The 15,451-nt window shown below is 75.0% G+C and carries 15 protein-coding genes; 7 read left to right on the plus strand and 8 right to left on the minus strand.

What is annotated here, in order from left to right:
- Positions 1-245: 245 nt before the first annotated feature.
- On the minus strand, positions 246-1,175 hold the full coding sequence (locus AKI01S_RS33440) for a D-alanyl-D-alanine carboxypeptidase family protein (RefSeq protein WP_245681885.1): 930 nt from the start codon (positions 1,173-1,175) through the stop codon (positions 246-248).
- Positions 1,176-1,445: 270 nt separating this feature from the next.
- Between AKI01S_RS33440 and AKI01S_RS33445 the strand changes: the two genes are divergently transcribed.
- The gene (locus tag AKI01S_RS33445) at positions 1,446-2,033 is read left to right on the plus strand and encodes a Uma2 family endonuclease (RefSeq protein ID WP_067826741.1); all 588 of its coding nucleotides are present in this window, start codon (positions 1,446-1,448) and stop codon (positions 2,031-2,033) included.
- Here the strand turns inward: AKI01S_RS33445 and AKI01S_RS33450 are convergent.
- The 3 genes from AKI01S_RS33450 to AKI01S_RS33460 are packed head-to-tail and all read right to left on the minus strand — an operon-like array spanning position 2,030 to position 5,319.
- Positions 2,030-2,650 carry a hypothetical protein gene (locus AKI01S_RS33450; protein ID WP_067826743.1) on the minus strand — a complete coding sequence of 207 codons (621 nt, stop codon included), beginning with the start codon at positions 2,648-2,650 and terminating at the stop codon, positions 2,030-2,032. The two genes, AKI01S_RS33445 and AKI01S_RS33450, sit on opposite strands and share 4 nt — an antisense overlap.
- The gene (locus AKI01S_RS33455) at positions 2,647-4,047 is read right to left on the minus strand and encodes a selenium-binding family protein (protein WP_067826745.1); all 1,401 of its coding nucleotides are present in this window, start codon (positions 4,045-4,047) and stop codon (positions 2,647-2,649) included. The genes AKI01S_RS33450 and AKI01S_RS33455 overlap by 4 nt, the downstream gene beginning before the upstream one ends.
- A gap of 18 nt (positions 4,048-4,065) precedes the next feature.
- On the minus strand, positions 4,066-5,319 hold the full coding sequence (locus AKI01S_RS33460; RefSeq protein WP_157420332.1) for a sulfite oxidase: 1,254 nt from the start codon (positions 5,317-5,319) through the stop codon (positions 4,066-4,068).
- Between the two features lie 84 nt (positions 5,320-5,403).
- On the opposite strand from AKI01S_RS33460, the gene AKI01S_RS33465 reads away from it, so the two are divergent.
- The 6 genes from AKI01S_RS33465 to AKI01S_RS33490 all read left to right on the plus strand — a co-directional run bounded on the left by AKI01S_RS33465 (position 5,404) and on the right by AKI01S_RS33490 (position 10,687).
- Positions 5,404-6,294, plus strand: a complete 891-nt coding sequence (locus AKI01S_RS33465; RefSeq protein ID WP_157420333.1) for an AAA family ATPase — start codon at positions 5,404-5,406, stop codon at positions 6,292-6,294.
- Positions 6,291-7,394, plus strand: coding sequence for a vWA domain-containing protein (locus AKI01S_RS33470; protein WP_067826753.1), 1,104 nt, complete (start codon positions 6,291-6,293; stop codon positions 7,392-7,394). Before AKI01S_RS33465 ends, AKI01S_RS33470 begins: the two co-directional genes overlap by 4 nt.
- Positions 7,387-8,505: an XdhC family protein gene (locus tag AKI01S_RS33475; protein WP_067826756.1), complete on the plus strand. Its 1,119-nt coding sequence runs from the start codon at positions 7,387-7,389 to the stop codon at positions 8,503-8,505. The genes AKI01S_RS33470 and AKI01S_RS33475 overlap by 8 nt, the downstream gene beginning before the upstream one ends.
- 18 nt (positions 8,506-8,523) lie before the next feature.
- Positions 8,524-9,141, plus strand: a complete 618-nt coding sequence (locus tag AKI01S_RS33480; protein ID WP_067826758.1) for a nucleotidyltransferase family protein — start codon at positions 8,524-8,526, stop codon at positions 9,139-9,141.
- Entirely contained in the window at positions 9,138-10,139 is a 1,002-nt protein-coding gene (locus AKI01S_RS33485; protein ID WP_067826762.1) for a carcinine hydrolase/isopenicillin-N N-acyltransferase family protein, read from the plus strand. Before AKI01S_RS33480 ends, AKI01S_RS33485 begins: the two co-directional genes overlap by 4 nt.
- A 68-nt stretch (positions 10,140-10,207) precedes the next feature.
- Positions 10,208-10,687 carry a nitroreductase family deazaflavin-dependent oxidoreductase gene (locus AKI01S_RS33490; protein WP_174567436.1) on the plus strand — a complete coding sequence of 160 codons (480 nt, stop codon included), beginning with the start codon at positions 10,208-10,210 and terminating at the stop codon, positions 10,685-10,687.
- Positions 10,688-10,699: 12 nt separating this feature from the next.
- Here the strand turns inward: AKI01S_RS33490 and AKI01S_RS33495 are convergent, their stop codons facing one another.
- The 4 genes from AKI01S_RS33495 to AKI01S_RS33510 all read right to left on the minus strand — a co-directional run.
- Positions 10,700-11,923 (minus strand): DUF6986 family protein, encoded by a 1,224-nt coding sequence (locus tag AKI01S_RS33495; RefSeq protein WP_067826766.1) that lies wholly within the window; start codon positions 11,921-11,923, stop codon positions 10,700-10,702.
- A 49-nt stretch (positions 11,924-11,972) separates the two neighbouring features.
- Positions 11,973-13,376 (minus strand): YlbE family protein, encoded by a 1,404-nt coding sequence (locus AKI01S_RS33500; RefSeq protein WP_067826769.1) that lies wholly within the window; start codon positions 13,374-13,376, stop codon positions 11,973-11,975.
- Complete coding sequence (locus tag AKI01S_RS33505; protein ID WP_245681886.1) at positions 13,369-14,841, minus strand: AllF/FdrA family protein; 1,473 nt, start codon at positions 14,839-14,841, stop codon at positions 13,369-13,371. Before AKI01S_RS33505 ends, AKI01S_RS33500 begins: the two co-directional genes overlap by 8 nt.
- Positions 14,842-14,974: 133 nt before the next feature.
- The coding region (locus AKI01S_RS33510) for an oxamate carbamoyltransferase subunit AllH family protein (RefSeq protein WP_157420334.1) at positions 14,975-15,451 on the minus strand (477 nt) is incomplete at its 5' end.

A 15,451-nucleotide genomic window follows, 5' to 3' on the forward strand; every position in this document is an offset into this window, starting at 1 on the left:
CCGGGGCCTTCGCCGGTGGAGGGCCGGGCGGCGCTGCGGCGGCATGGCGTACTGACCGGGCAGGTGCGGGAACAGGGACCCGGGCCCGCCCGGCGCGACCCGCTGTCGTCGCCGCGAAGGCGGGACGTGACCGTCCAGATGGACGTACGGTGCGGCCGGAAGGGCGCCCAGGCCCGTCTTCACGCACCGGCCGTGGGCGCCCTTCGTGGTGTCCGCACCTGGTTCGGCGGTTCCCCGCCGACGACCTAGTCGAAGCGGCCGTCGTCCAGGCTCCGCGACATGACCGGCAGGTCGGCGGAGCGGACCCCGAAGCCCCAGTTGAGGATCTTGGAGGCGTCGGTGAAGCGGCGGCTCTTGTAGCTGCCGCTGCCGCTGTTCAGGACGATCCCGACCAGCTCACGACCGCCCCGCTTGGCACCGAACATGAACGAGGCGCCCGCCATGTTGGTGAAGCCGGTCTTGACGCCGGTCATGCCCTTGTACTTGCCGAGCAGGGCGTTGGTGTTCGTCCAGTTGTAGATGTGCGTGGTGCTGGTCGGCGGCACCCGGTAGGACCTGGTGCCGACGACGGAGCGGAACTCCTTGAGCTTCATCGCGGCGGCGGCGAGCCTGGTCTGGTCGTAGGCCGTCGAGTACATCGTGGCCCCCTTCCAGTCGATGCCGTCGAAGTTGGCGTACTTCGTGTTGGTCATCTTCAGGCCGCGGGCCGTCTTGTTCATCTTGGCGACGAAGCCCTTCCAGCCGGGCCCGTAGGCGTCGGCCAGCACGTAGGCCGCGTCGCACCCCGACGGCAGCATCAGGGCGCGCAGCAGCTGCCGCACCGTGAGCCGGTCGCCGACCACGAGCCCGGCCGAGCTGCCGCCCGCGCCGTTGCCGCGCAGGTAGTCGACGTGCTTGCGCTGAACGGTGATCTTGCGGTCCAGGTTGCCGGACTTGATGACCACATAGGCCGTCATCACCTTGGTGATGCTGCCGATGCGCCGCTTGGTGTGGGGCGACCGGCTCCACCGGACCTTCTTGGCGCCGACGTCGAGCAGCAGCGCCGACTTGGCGTAGACCCCCGACGGCCCCGCCTTGGCGGAGACGGCGGGCTCGGCGTGGGCGGTCGCCACCGGCACGGCGACCATGGGCGCGGCGAGCGCCACGGCCACCGCACAACGCGCGGAAGACCTCACAAACCACCTCGTTCACTAGGGAAGGGGAACGAGCGGAGAGTCTCAGCTTCTTGATCGCCAAGCAACTCGAATCCCCCGAATGTGATCGAAAAGAACGAAGGGTTCAAGTTCGTCGCGCTGGTGCCGGTGGGCTGTCACCGGTGAGTGGGTACGAGGTGCATAGCTGCGCGGGCAAAGCTCGGCCCAGTGGTGCGAAGCTTGGTGTATACCAAGCCTGGAATTACGGCCATGGCTACACTTCGGAGCATGCTTCTAGCGGAAAGTGACGGCATGGGTGACTCGTCGGTGCCAGACTGGCTCCTGCCCCCGCCGGGCGGGTTCACCGCTGATGACTTTCTGCGGATGCGCGGACTTCCCCGGCACACGGAGTTGATCGACGGGAGTCTCGTCTTCGTGAGTCCGCAGGAGAAATGGCACGGCAGAGTGATCAATCTGCTGCTCGCCGAACTGGACCGGCAGGCGCCGGACGGGCTCCGGGCGGACCGGGAGATGGCGGTCAGGCTGGCCAGGCGGCAGATGCCGGAACCGGACGTCCTGATCGTGACCGCCGAGGCGTACGACCGCGAGGACCCGTCCACCCACTACTTCGCCGACGACCTCGTGCTCGCCGTCGAGGTCGTCTCGCCGGACTCCGAGGACCGGGACCGCGACACCAAACCGCGAAAGTACGCCGCCGCCGGCATTCCTCACTACTGGCGGGTGGAGAAGGTCAACGGCCAGACGGTCGTGTACGTCTACGAACGCGACCCCGCCACCGGTGGCTACGGCGTCGCGGGCATCCATCGCGACCGGTTGAAGGTGGCCGTGCCGTTCGACATCGGCATTGATCTCTCTGTCGCCGGGCGGCGGGTGCGTTAGGCGGTGAGGAGGGTGGTGGTCCCGGCTCCGATCAGGGCCGCGGCCCACAGGCGGTCCATGTTCAGCCAGGCCCGGCGGAGGATCGTCAGGCCGACCACCTCGTAGACCAGGACGGCTATCGTCCCCGCCGTCGCGAACATCGCCAGGGTGTGGACGCCCGTCACGAACAGCCCCGCGGACAGGCCCGCCGTCAGGCCGTGGTCGTGGCCGGGCGGCGCGGGGGCGCCGGTCAGGACCGGCAGCAGCATCAGGCCCGCGCCGTGGGCCGAGGACATCAGGAACGACCAGGCCGCCAGCTGCCACAGCGAGATTTTCATGCCGACCCAGCGGAAGTGGCGGCGCGACAGCAGGCGCCACAGGCCGAACGCCACCAGCGCCGCGCCGCCGCCGACCGCGATGGCGCGCGTCGTCACGACCGAGCGGGTCAGGCCGACCAGGATCGCCACCGCGCCCACCGACGCCGCGTGGCCCGCCGCGATGGCGGGCAGCGACTGCAGCACGCGCGAGCGGTCGCGTTCCTGGAGGCCCCGGGCCACCGCGAACAGCCAGCCCATGCCCGGGTTCAGACCGTGGAACGCGCCCAGGGCCACCAGCGCGGCAAGGGAGCCGGCCGTCACGGGTAGCAGTAGGAGTCGGAGGAGGCGTCGCCGCCCTGCAGGCGGGTCTGGTGCGGGCGCAGGCCGCGCCAGTCGTCGTCGTGGGGGAAGAAGCGCTCGTCGAAGGTGAGACCGTCGGGGGTCGCGTCGAGCTTGGCCATCCACGCGCCCACGCCGTCGGGGTAGAACTGGTCGTCCCACGAGCCGTAGAGGCTGTTGGTGACGTAGACGCGCCTGCCGTCGCGGCTGACCTCCACCATCTGCGGGCCGCCGGACAGGGGCAGGTCGGGGCGGGCCGGGTGGGGGGTGCGGTTCACGATGCCGCCGATGCGGACCGAACCCGCCTCCACCGGGTGGAACGGGTCGGACACGTCGTAGCGCCTGAGCTCGCCGGTGCCCCAGCAGGAGACGTACAGCCACCGGTCGTCCACCGACAGGTCGATGTCGGTGACCAGCGGCGGGACCGCGCCGAACGGCCGGATCACCGGCGGCAGCGCGGCGGCGTCGGCCGGTTCGGCGGGGATCGTGATGACCTTCTTCGCCGCCCAGCGGCCGCCGTCGCGGTGCCACACCCAGACCGAGGCCGACAGGTCCTCCACGCTCACGACGACGCCGACGAAGCCGTACTGCTTCGTCGGGTCGTGCGCCGGGCGCAGCTCCAGGACCATCTGGTGCTCGTCGCCCAGGTCCACGCTCTGGATGTGGCGGCGTTTGCGCAGGTCCCAAAAGTGCAGGGAGTGGCCGTACCGGCGGTTCAGCAGCAGTTCGGCGTCCACGCCGTCCTCGACCATCGACGGGGTGCCCCACTCGGAGGTGACCAGCACGTCGTGCGCGATGTGCCACCAGGCGTCGTAGGCCAGGCGCTGCGGGCCCCGGTCCACCTCCCAGCGGCCCAGCACCTCGAACGAGGTGTGGTCCAGCAGCGCGATCCCGCCCGGGCCGTCCTCGCCGTTGGCGCCGCCGAGCGCGGTGACGTACAGCCCCTCCGGCCCGCAGTGCACGGTGTGCGGGCGCGAGTACCCCGCGCGCTCGGCCAGCTCGCCGGCCTCCAGCACCTTCACGATCTGGGGACTGGTCGGCTGCTCCTTGGTGTCGATGACGTAGATCCGCGAGGAGCGGAGGCCCGGCACGATCAGGTAGCGGCGTTCCACGTGCGGGTGCGGCGCGTACGGGCACAGCGCGCTGCTGCACGCGTTCCACCCGAAGTGGTGCAGCTCGTCACCGGTGTGGGGCAGGTCCGTCCAGCCCACGACCGACCCGTAGGACCCCGACGCCGGATCCACGTCCAGGACCGCGATGGCGTCGGGCCTCGCCGCCGAACGGTCGAACGCCGCCACGTAGGCGAGCTTCTCCGGCGGCGCGTTCACCGCGTCCCGGGGTGAGGCGTAGAACGTGGGATCGGGCTTCCACAGCGCCATGGAGGCTCCTCGCGGGGATCATCGGACGGTGACCGGGTGGCGGACGACCGCGCCGAACAGGTAGCCGAACGTGTTGTAGGGGGCGGTGGCGGGCTGGGTCGCGCCGGTCTCGTCGGTGGCGCGGGCCAGCAGCTCGTAGCGGCCGGGGGCGTGCGGCCGCCACGGCAGCTCCCAGCGCACCCAGCCGCGCGCCGGGCGGGGACCGTGGAGGCGGGCGCGGTGCCAGGTCGCGCCGCCGTCCGCGCTGACCGCCACCGAGCGGACGCGGCCGTTGCCGGACCAGGAACGCCCGGTCAGCAGGTGGGTGCGCCCCGCCGCCAGGACCGCGTCGAACGGCAGCTCGAACGCGCTCTTGATGTTCATCCGCGTCAGCGGCGCGCCGCCCTCGGGCGGGTGGTCCGGGCCGAACATCCGGTAGAAGCGGGTGTTCCAGGGCGAGTACAGCGGCCTCGTGGACACCTGGATGTCGCCGAGCCACTTGATGGACGCGATCCCCACCCACGACGGCACCACCAGGCGGACCGGGTAGCCGTGGTCGGGCGGCAGGGGAGCGCCGTTCATCTCGTAGGCCAGCAGCACGTCCTTGAGCGCCTTGGCCACCGGCAGGGGACGCCGGACGCGGCCGAGGTTCTCGCCCTTGTCCACGTAGTCGGCGTCGAGTCCGCGCGGCAGCAGGTCAACGGCCTCGCGGAGCAGTCCGGCACGTTCCAGGACGGTCGCCAGCCGCACGCCCCGCCAGCGCGCGACGCCGACCGCGCCGAGGCCCCACGGCGTGCCCGACACCTGCTGCCCCTGCTGGGAGGCGTAGAGGCTGCGGGCGTTGCCGGTGCACTCGATGAACGCCGTCAGCGTCTCGGCGCGCATCCCGAGCAGGTCCTCGTAGGTGAACTCGACGGGGCGTTCCTCGGTGGGGGAGCGGTGCAGGCCGTCGCCCCACAGCTTCAGCCGCCAGGTGCGCGCGTCGACGCGCGGGGTGGCGACGTGGTTGCGGACGAAGAACCGGTCGGCGGGGGTGAGGTGTCCCCGTCCGCGCATCGCCTCCCATCGCATCTCGGCGTTGGTGCCGTGCGGGACGAACAGTTCGGGCGGCAGCGGCTTGACGATCCCGGTCGCGGGGGCGGCGGGCGCGGGTCCGGGAGCGGCGAGCGCGCGGTCGGGGGCGGCGAGCACCGCGCCCGCCGCCCCCGCCGACAGCCGCAGCAGTCCGCGCCGGGTGAGCCGACCGGCGCGGACGCGTTCGTAGACGGACTCGTCGGTGAGATCAGCGTCCATGCCCCCGATGCTGCTGGTCATCGACCAGGAAGTCAACTTTCCCTACTTAATTAACATGTTTTATGGGCGGGTAGCCTGTGTGGCGTGGCGCACACTCCGACGCTCCCGGAATCCCCGGCGGAACTGGCGGCCCTCCTCGACCGGCACGCCTACCTCTGCGGCGACGGCCTGGCCACCGCGTGCTTCCTGGCGCTGCGCATGGGGCGGCCGCTGTTCCTGGAGGGGGAGGCGGGCGTCGGCAAGACCGAGCTGGCCAAGACCCTCGCGGCGGTGCTGGGCGCGCCGCTGATCCGGCTCCAGTGCTACGAGGGCCTGGACGCCTCCCAGGCCCTCTACGACTGGGACTTCCCGCGCCAGCTGCTGCACCTGCGCGCCGCCGAGGCCGCCGGGATCGACGACGTCCGGCGGCTGGAGGGCGAGCTGTACGACCGGCGGTTCCTGCTGGCCCGGCCGCTGCTGCGCGCCCTGGAGACCGCCCCCAGCGTGCTGCTGGTGGACGAGATCGACCGCGCCGACGACGAGTTCGAGGCGTTCCTGCTGGAGGTGCTGAGCGACTTCACGATCTCCGTGCCCGAGATCGGCACCGTCCGCGCCGAACGCCCCCCGGTCGTCGTGGTCACCTCCAACCGCACCCGCGAGGTCCACGACGCCCTCAAGCGCCGCTGCCTGTACCACTGGCTGGAGCACCCGACGTTCGACCGCGAGGTCGCCATCATCCGCCGCCGCCTGCCCGCCGCCACCGACCGCCTCGCCGGGCAGGTCGCCCGCGCCGCGCAGCGGCTGCGCACCGCCGACCTGCTGAAGCCGCCCGGCGTCGCCGAGACCCTCGACTGGACCGAGGCCCTGGTCACCCTCGGCGTCCGCGAACTCGACCCCGACACCGCCGCCGTCACGCTCGGCACGGTCCTGAAGTACCGCGAGGACCAGGACCGGGTCACCGCCCGCGGCCTGGACGCCCTCCTCAACGGCGGATGAGCGCCCGCGACGTCGTCGGGACGGTGGTGGGGTTCGCGCGGACCCTGCGGGCGGCGGGCGGGACCGCCGACCCCGAGCGCGTCCAGGCGATGCTCGCCGCCCTGGACCACCTCGACGTGCTCGACCCCGCCGACGTGTACTGGGCGGGACGGCTGACGCTGTGCGCCGACCCCGACGACATCGCCCGCTACAACCGCTGCTTCGCCGCCTACTTCTCCGGCGAGACCCCGCGCCCCGGCCGCCGGCCGCCCGCCGTGACCCGGTACGCGGCCGTCCCGCGTCCCCGCGCCGACGGCGACGCCGAGCCCGCCGAGGACCTGCGCCCGGCCACCGCCAGCCCCACCGAGGTGCTGCGCACCCGCGACGTCGCCCGCCTCACCCCCGCCGAACGCGCCGAGGTCGACCGCCTCATCGCGCTGCTGGACGCCGCCGTCGAGCGCCGCCGCTCCCGCCGCTTCGCCCCCGCCCACCGGGGACGCCTCGACCCGGCCCGCACCGTCCGCGAGACCCTGCGGCGCGGCGGCGAGACCGCCCGGCTGCGGCACCGCGCCCACCGCACCCGTCCCCGCCGCGTCGTGCTGCTGATCGACGTCAGCGGCTCGATGGCGCCCTACGCCGACGCGCTGCTGCGGTTCGCGCACGCCGCCGCGCGGTCGGGCGGGCGCGCGGTGGAGACGTTCAGCGTCGGCACCCGCCTGACCCGCCTCACCCGCGAGCTGCGGCACCGCGACCCCGACACCGCCCTGGCGGCGGCGTCGGCGGCGATCCCCGACTGGAGCGGCGGCACCCGCCTGGGCGAGGAGCTCAAGGAGTTCCTGGACCGGTTCGGGCAGCGCGGCCTGGCCCGCGGCGCGATCGTCGTCATCGCCTCCGACGGCTGGGAACGCGGCGACCCCTCCCTGCTCGGCGAGCAGATGGCCCGCCTGCGCCGCCTGGCCCACCGCACCGTGTGGGCCAACCCGCACAAGGCCCGGCCCGGGTACGAACCCCTCGCCGCGGGCATGGCCGCCGCCCTGCCCCACATCGACGACTTCACCTCCGGGCACAGCCTGGCCGCCCTGGAGGAGCTGGCCCGCATCATCGGAGGCGCGCATGCGTGACGTGCTCGACGACATCACTGCCTGGTACCGGGAGGGGCGCACGTTCGGCCTGGCCACCGTCGTGGGCACCTTCCGCAGCGCGCCGCGCCCGCCCGGCGCGGCGATGGCGGTGTCGCCCGACGGCGAGGCAGCCGGGAGCGTGTCGGGCGGCTGCGTGGAGGGCGCGGTCTACGAGCTGGCCCAGCAGGTCATGGCGACCGGCGTGCCGGTCGTGCGGCGCTACGGGGTCAGCGACGACGACGCGTTCGCGGTCGGCCTGACCTGCGGCGGCGTCCTGGACGTGCTGGTCGAGCCGGTCGGTCCCGCGACGTTCCCCGAGTTCCCCGAGGTCGCCGCCGCGATCCGGGAACGGCGGCCGGTCGCGACCGCCACCGTCGTCGCCGGGCCCGGCCGGGTCGGCGCGCGCCGCGTCGTCTGGCCCGACCGCGCCGCCGGCTCCCTGGCCCCCGGCGAGCCGCACGCCGCCCGCCTCGACGCCGCCGTGGACGACGACGCGCGCGGCATGCTCGCCCAGGGCCTCACCGGGCCGCGCCACTACGGGCCCGAGGGGGAGCGCCGCCGCGACGAGCTGACGGTGTTCGTCCACTCGTTCGCGCCGCCGCCCCGCCTGCTGGTGTTCGGCGCGATCGACTTCGCCGCCGCCGTGGCCCGCGTCGGCAAGTTCCTCGGCTACCACGTCACCGTGTGCGACGCGCGCCCGGTGTTCGCGACGCCCAAGCGCTTCCCCGACGCCGACGAGGTCGTGGTGAAGTGGCCGCACAAGTACCTGGCCGACACCGAGATCGACGAGCGCACCGCGATCTGCGTGCTCACCCACGACCCGAAGTTCGACGTCCCGGTCCTGGAGATCGCCCTGCGCACGCCCGCCGGGTACGTCGGCGCGATGGGCTCGCGCCGCACCCACGACGACCGGACGCGCCGCCTGCGCGAGGCGGGCCTGACCGACGCCGAGCTGTCCCGGCTGCGCTCCCCGATCGGCCTGGACCTCGGCGCGCGGACCCCCGAGGAGACCGCCGTGTCGATCGCCGCCGAACTCGTCCAGCTCCGCTGGGGCGGCTCGGGCCGCCCCCTCACCGACACCACCGGCCGCATCCACGGCGAACACCCCTGACCGGGCTACCCTCGACGGATGAGTCTGCACGGGGCACAGGTGCCCGCCGGGCTGTTGCTGGCGGCGGGGGAGGGGAGCCGGCTCGGCCGGCCCAAGGCGCTGCTGGAGCTGCACGGCGAGCGCCTCGTCGACCGGGGCGTCCGGCTGCTGCGCGACGGCGGCTGCGCGCCGGTGCTGGTGGTGTCGGGCGCGACGACCGTCGAGGTGATCGGCGCTGTCGTGGTGCCCAACGACGACTGGCGCACCGGCATGGGCTCCTCGCTGCGCGCCGGGCTGGCCGCGCTGCCGCCCGGCTGCCCCGCCGTCGTGATCGCGCTGGTGGACCAGCCGCGCGTCACGCCCGCCGCCGTCCGGCGTCTCGTGGACGCCTACGAGGCCGGGGCCCGCGTCGCCGTCGCCACCTACGGCGGCCGGCCCCGCAACCCGGTGCTGGTCGCCGCCGAGCACTTCGCGGCGGTCGCCGAGGCCGCCGTGGGGGACGTGGGGGCGCGCGCGTTCCTGCGGGCCCGTCCGGAACTGGTCACCGAGGTGCCCTGCGACGACGTGGCCCGGCCCGACGACATCGACACGCCGGAGGACCTGGCGGCGTTCCGGGCGTTGCCGCCCGACCGCGAAGGTGTTAACCGGGAGGGGTGACCCCTTCCGGCCCGTCGCGGCGGGCGTTCCTGCTCGGTGTTCCCGCGGCGACGGCGGCCTGCGCCACCGGCCGCCCCGCCGCGTCCCCCGTCTCCTCCGACGAGGAACGCAGCCTCGCCACCCTCCGCGTGGTGGATTCCGGCCTGCCGCTGCTGTCGATGACCCTGTACGGCCCCTACGACGTCTGGAGGCCGCTGGCGCTGGCGCCGCCGCGCGCGCCGTTCGCCTGCTCGCTGTTCGCCGCCCGGCACGGGCCCGACGGCCCCGTGTTCGGCCGCAACTTCGACTGGGACCCCCACCCCGCGCTGCTGCTGACCACCCGGCCGCCCACCGGCCCCGCGACGCTGTCGATGGTGGACCTCGCCTACCTCGGCGTCGGCCGCGACGCGGCGCTGCGCGCCCCCCGGGACCGGCGGGTCGCCCGCCGGCTGCTGAACGCGGTGCGGCTGCCGTTCGACGGCATGAACGAGCACGGCCTGGCGATCGGCATGGCCTCGCTGCCGTCCCCGGCGCTCCCGCCGCGGCTGCCGGGACGCCCGACGACCGGCAGCGTCCGCGTCCACCGCCTGGTCCTGGACCGGGCCCGCACCGTGGACGAGGCCGTCGCGGTCTTCCGCGCCCACAACGTCGACTTCACCGACAGCCCGCCCCTGCACTACCTGGTGGCCGACCGCGACGGCGACGCCGCCGTGCTGGAGTTCGTGGACCGGAGGCTGAGCGTGGTGCGCGGCGCGGACGGCTGGCACGCCATGGAGAACGCCCTGCTCACCGGGACCGGCGCGGCGGACCGTGCGCGGCACCGCCGCTACCGGATCATGGCCGACCGCCTGCGCGCCACCGGCGGCGGCCTCGGCGCCGACGCCGCGCTGGCGCTGCTGCGCGACGTCCGGCAGCGCCACACCCGCTGGTCGGCGGTCTACCGGCTCCGCGACGGCGTCCTGCACTACACCCTGGACCGCGATCACGCCAGGCGGCGGACGGCGCGCCTGGCCGGGTGACGTCCGGTCCCGGCGGCGGGGCGCGTGGCACACTGATGGTCCGCCGGAACGATCTCGTGGAGGCCGCCGTGCCCAAGCCACGCCCCGACTACCTCGACGACCCGCGCACCCAGCGGATCACCAAGGCGATGACCGTCGCGCACGTGGCGGTGTACCAGGTCACCGGCGGCGCGATCGGCCGCAGGTTCCGGGCCGGCCGCCGCTACCTGCGCAACGCGCCGCCGGTCTGCCTGCTGACCACCATCGGCCGCAAGTCGAGGAAGCCCCGCACGGTGCCGCTGCTGTACCTGTCCGACGGCGAACGCGTCGTCGTGGTCGCCTCCCAGGGCGGCCTGCCCAAGCACCCGGCCTGGTACCTCAACCTGCGCGACAACCCCAACGTGCTGGTCCAGATCCAGCGCTACCGCCGCCCGATGCGCGCCCGCACCGCCGACAAGCGGGAACGCGAGGAGCTCTGGCCCCGCCTGGTCGAGATGTACCCCGACTACGAGGACTACCAGTCCTGGACGGACCGGGAGATCCCGGTCGTCATCTGCGAACCGGCCTGACCCCCGGCCCGGTCAGCGCAGGGCCGACTCCGGCAGGACGCTCTCGTCCAGCGCGCCGCAGTCGACGGCGCGGCGGAGACGCGCGACCAGGGCCTTGACGGTGGCGGGCTCGTCCATGACGCCCTCGGCGGAGCCCGCCTGGTCGTGCCAGGCGCGGACGCGGCCGATGACGTCGTCCACGCCCGACAGGTGGAACCCGTAGACGGCGGCGTAGCGGCTCGGCAGGTGGGCCGGGTGCATGTCCCAGCCCTGGTAGAAGCCGTGGCGCAGGGAGTGCCGGACGTGCGCGGCGTGCACGGCCCAGGCGGCGTTGACCTCGTCGGGGCCGTCGTTGCGGGGGATGACGTTGGTGGAGCCGTCCGACAGGCGCACGCCGGTCCCGGCCAGGGAGACCTGCATGACGTGGCGGGCGAAGTCGCAGGCGGGGTGGTCCAGGCGCTGCTGGTCCGGCGGCAGGCCGAGCGCGGCGGTGTAGTCGAACACGCCGAAGTGCGCGGCGGTCATGCGGCCCCCGGCGCGGGCGACGATGTCGCGCAGGCCGAGCCTTCCGTCGGCGTCGATGATCGCCTCGGTGGTCTCGATCTGGACCTCGAAGCGCAGGATGCCGGACGGCAGGCCGAGCGCGGCCTCCAGGCGGTCCAGGTACTCCACGAACAGCCCGACGTGGTCGGCGGCGATGACCTTGGGGAAGGTGATGGTGAAGCCGCCGGGCAGCCGCCCCAGGCGGTCGCGCAGCGCGGTCAGGAAGCCGTCGAGGGTGCGCATGGCGCGCTCGTGGCCGCCGTCGGCGAACGACTTGACCCGCAGCCCCCAGTAGTGCGGCAGCGTCTTGGCCTCGTAGAGGGCGGCGACGGCCTCCACGACCTGGGCGACGTGGCCGTCCTCCTCGGCGTCGTCGCGCACGCCGTAGCCGTCCTCGAAGTCGATCCGCACGTCCTCCACCGGCTCGCCCTGCAGCTTGGCGGCGACGCGGTCGCGGACCAGCCCGGCGATCTCGGGCTCCAGGTCGAACGCGGTGCCGAACGAGCCCGCGCCGGGGGTGTGGGTGTTGAGCAGGCGCAGCGCCTCGGCCCCGAAGTCGCCGGGGAGGGAGGGCGAGAACCGGTCGGCCGGCACGTACACGGTGTGCACGGGCTGGCGGCCCGGCGCGGCGCCGGGGAACACCGCGTCGTGCGCCCGGCGGGTCTCGGCGATGCGGGCGGACAGGTCGTCGATCGAGGAAACGCTGAGGTTCACGCGGCCATGATCCACCATGATCGCGCGAGTTGGCACCCTCACCCGCAGGTCATCTTCGTGCCAGGGCCCGCAGGGCGTCGGCGAACACGTTCGGCGGGGGCGCGACCAGGCCCGCGCCGACCTGGCCGACGCCCGCCCTGCGCCCGGCGATCCCGGTGTCGATGACCGGCAGGACGCCGGTGCGCACCACGCGGGTCACGTCGATCCCGGCGGGGGTGCCGCGGAAGTCCAGCAGCGGGATCCGCAGCGCCGGGTGTTCGGCCATGGTGATCTCGTACATGCGGCGGGTCGCGGCGATCGCCTCGGGGACCCGGCCGCCGACGAACCGCACGATCGCGGGGGCGGCGGCCAGCGCGAACCCGCCCATCCCGGCCGTCTCGGTGATCGCCGAGTCGCCGATGTCGGGGTTGGCGTCGGCGGGGCCGTAGGAGCCGAGGTACAGGCCGTCGGGAACCCCGGCGGGGCCGGTGAACCAGCGGTCGCCGGTGCCCGACACCTGGATACCGAAGTCGGTGCCGTTGCGGGCCATCGCGACGACCAGGCCCGAGCCGGGGACGTCGCGGGCGGCGTCGGCGGCGCACTTGGCGGCGGCCATGCCCGCGTTGAGGAAGAAGTGCTCGTTGCCGCCGACGAAGCGCAGCGCCTCGGCGACGTGCTCGCGGGGCGCGTCGGCGGCGACCAGGTCGGGGGCCAGCTCGCGCAGCAGCAGGGCGGAGGCGGCGCGGTTGCGGTTGTGCAGCTCGTCGCCCATCTGGAGGGCCTGCGCCATCAGCGCGACCAGGTCGAGCGGGCCGTGGCGGCGGACGGCGTCGCGCAGCAGCGGGCCGAGGACCGCGCCCATCCAGCGCAGCCGCTCGATCACCTCGGGCCCGTAGGCGCCGTACCGCAGGACCTTGCCCAGGCCCTCGTTCAGCGAGCAGCAGGCGGTGCCGCCGTGTTCGAGGTCCCGCACGACCAGCATCCACATCGAGGGGCCGACCACGCCCGCCATCGGCCCGACCGCGCCGCGCCCGTGGCAGGGCTCCAGCTCGGCCGCGCCGCCGGCCAGCGCCCGCTCGGCCCGTTCCGGCGTGTCGGCCAGCCCCTCCAGCAGCATCGCGCCGACCAGGGCGCCGCGCAGCGGGCCGGAGGCGCGGTCCCAGGCGATGGGCGGCCCGGCGTGCAGGAACGCGCCGGGCTCCAGCCCCAGCACCTCGCGGGCGGGCCGCACGTCCACCAGGTGCGGGCGGGCCGACAGCATCCGGGTGACGGCGCGCCGGTCGGCCTCGGCGTGGCCGGGGTCGCCGAGGACGGCGGCCAGGTCGTGCTCGGCGCCGGGCGGGGGCGGCCGCCACGCCACCCGCCGCACGGCGGCGGCCTGCCGCTCCACCGCCTCGGCGAGCACGTCCACGCCGGTCGCCACGATCACCGGCTCGCGCGACAGCAGCCCGCCCAGCGGGGGAGTGTCAGGCATCGCGGGCCCCCTTCACCAGCGCGGCGGCGTGCCGCGCGGCCTCGGCGTTGGAGGCGAACACGGCCGCGCCCGCGTCCCGGAGCGCCACCGCCTGCCGGTCGCGGTCCTGCGGGTCGCCGGGGGTCCCGCACAGCGACACCACCGCCGCCAGGCCGTCGCGGGCGTCCAGCGCCCCGGCCAGGGCGGGCGCGAGCGCGGCGGCCGGGTCCGGGTCGGCCCCGTGGCCGAGGACGACGTCCAGCAGCAGCACCCCGCACCCGGGGTCGGCGGCCTCCCGGGCGAGCGCGGCCAGCCGCAGCGCCGGGTCGATCATCGGGTGGGCGCGCCCGCGCGTGTAGACGTCGTCGCCGAAGTCGGTCAGCCGGTGGCCCCCGGCCGCCAGGTCCCCGAGCGCCGTCGCGGCGATCGCCTCGGCCTCGTCCCGCAGTGTCCCGCCCGCGAACAGGCCGCGCAGGGCCCCGTGCGGAGACCCGTGCGGAGACCCGTGCGGAGACCCGTGCGGAGACCCGTGCGGAGACCCGTGCGGCGCCTCCCACCTCGGCCACTCCGGGACGGCCCGGCCGAGCGCGCGCAGCACCCGTTCCACGGCCCCGGTGAGATCGTCGTCGCCGCCGGGGAAGGCGGGCACCACCGGCGTGTCGAGCCGCCGCGCCGCCTCCCGCACCAGCGCGGCCACCCGCGGCGCGGGCGGCTTGGACACCAGCACGATCAGTTCGGTGCCCGGATCGGCGTCCAGCGCGGCCAGCGCCGCCAGCGCCGACCGCCCGCTGACCCGCGGCGACAGGTCGCGCCCACCGACCCCCAGCACGTGCCGCACCCCGACCCCGGCCTCCTCCAGCAGGCACATCACCTGCTGCGCTCCGGTGCCGGAGGCGGCGACCACGCCGACCGGGCCGGGCCGCACGACGTTGGCGAACCCCAGGCCGACCCCGCCGACCACGGCGGTGCCGCAGTCGGGCCCCATCACGATCAGCCCGCGCCGCGCCGCCGCGTCCTTCAGCGCGACCTCCTGCTCGACCGGGACGTTGTCACTGAAGATCATCACGTTGAGCCCGGCGGCCAGCGCGTCCATGGCCTCGGGCACCACGTGCGGCCCGGGCACCGACACCAGCGCGACGGTCGCGTCCCCCCGCGCCGCCGCCGAGGCGGTGGTGAGCGGCGGCGGCTCGACCTCGAACGCCGGATCGGGCGGGCGTTCGGCCAGCAGCTCGTCCACGGCCGCGCGGGCCCCGTCGAGCGCGTCCCCGTCCCGGGCCCGCAGCGCCACCACCAGGTCGGCGGGCGTGGCCTCGGCCGGGACGGCGAACCCCAGCTCGGCCAGCAGCTCCCGGTTGGACGGCGTCGCCATCGCGGCCATCGCGTCGCCGACCCCCGGCAGCTCCCCGAGCGCGCGGCTGACCCGCATCAGGGTCACCGAGTCCCGGTAGACCCCCGCCCGCAGCAGCACGACCTCGTTCACGACCACGCCCCCACCTGCCGGGTGACCAGGAAGAACGTTCCTCCCCTACCCCGTGGGCCCCGATCCGCGACATGTGCGGCCCGCACCGTGCCGGAGAACTTTCGGTGCATACCGTGCGAAACCCTGCCCGCCGGGATGGTCACGGCTCCGCCAGCGCGAGGACGGCGCGGCAGCCGGCCAGGACGCCCTCGGCCAGGTCCGCGCCCGAGGTGTGGCCCACCGCCAGCAGCCGCCGCACGGCCGGGGACGCCTCCTCCCGCCCGGCGGCCGCGCGCAGGACCGACGCGACCTCCGCGGCCGTCTCGCCCGCCGCCGCGCAGTGCAGCAGAGTCGCCGACACCGCCGTGGTGCGGGCGTCCGCGTCGGCCGTCACCGCCGCTCCCAGCCAGTCCGCCAGCCACACCGCGCGCCGCCCGCCCGGCACCGCGTGCCCCAGCAGCCGCAGCGTCACCAGCAGCCCCGCCAGCACGTCGTCGCCGCTCGGGGTCAGGCCGGGGCCCAGGCCGACCACGCGTTCGGCGGCCTCGACCGCGCCCGCCAGGTCGCCCGCCGCGCAGCACCCGGCCAGCAGCGGCGGGTCGGGGTGGCCGGCCAGGCCGCCGGGCGCGTCGCCGAC

This window comes from Actinomadura kijaniata NBRC 14229 (assembly GCF_001552175.1).
Taxonomy (GTDB): Bacteria; Actinomycetota; Actinomycetes; order Streptosporangiales; family Streptosporangiaceae; genus Spirillospora; species Spirillospora kijaniata.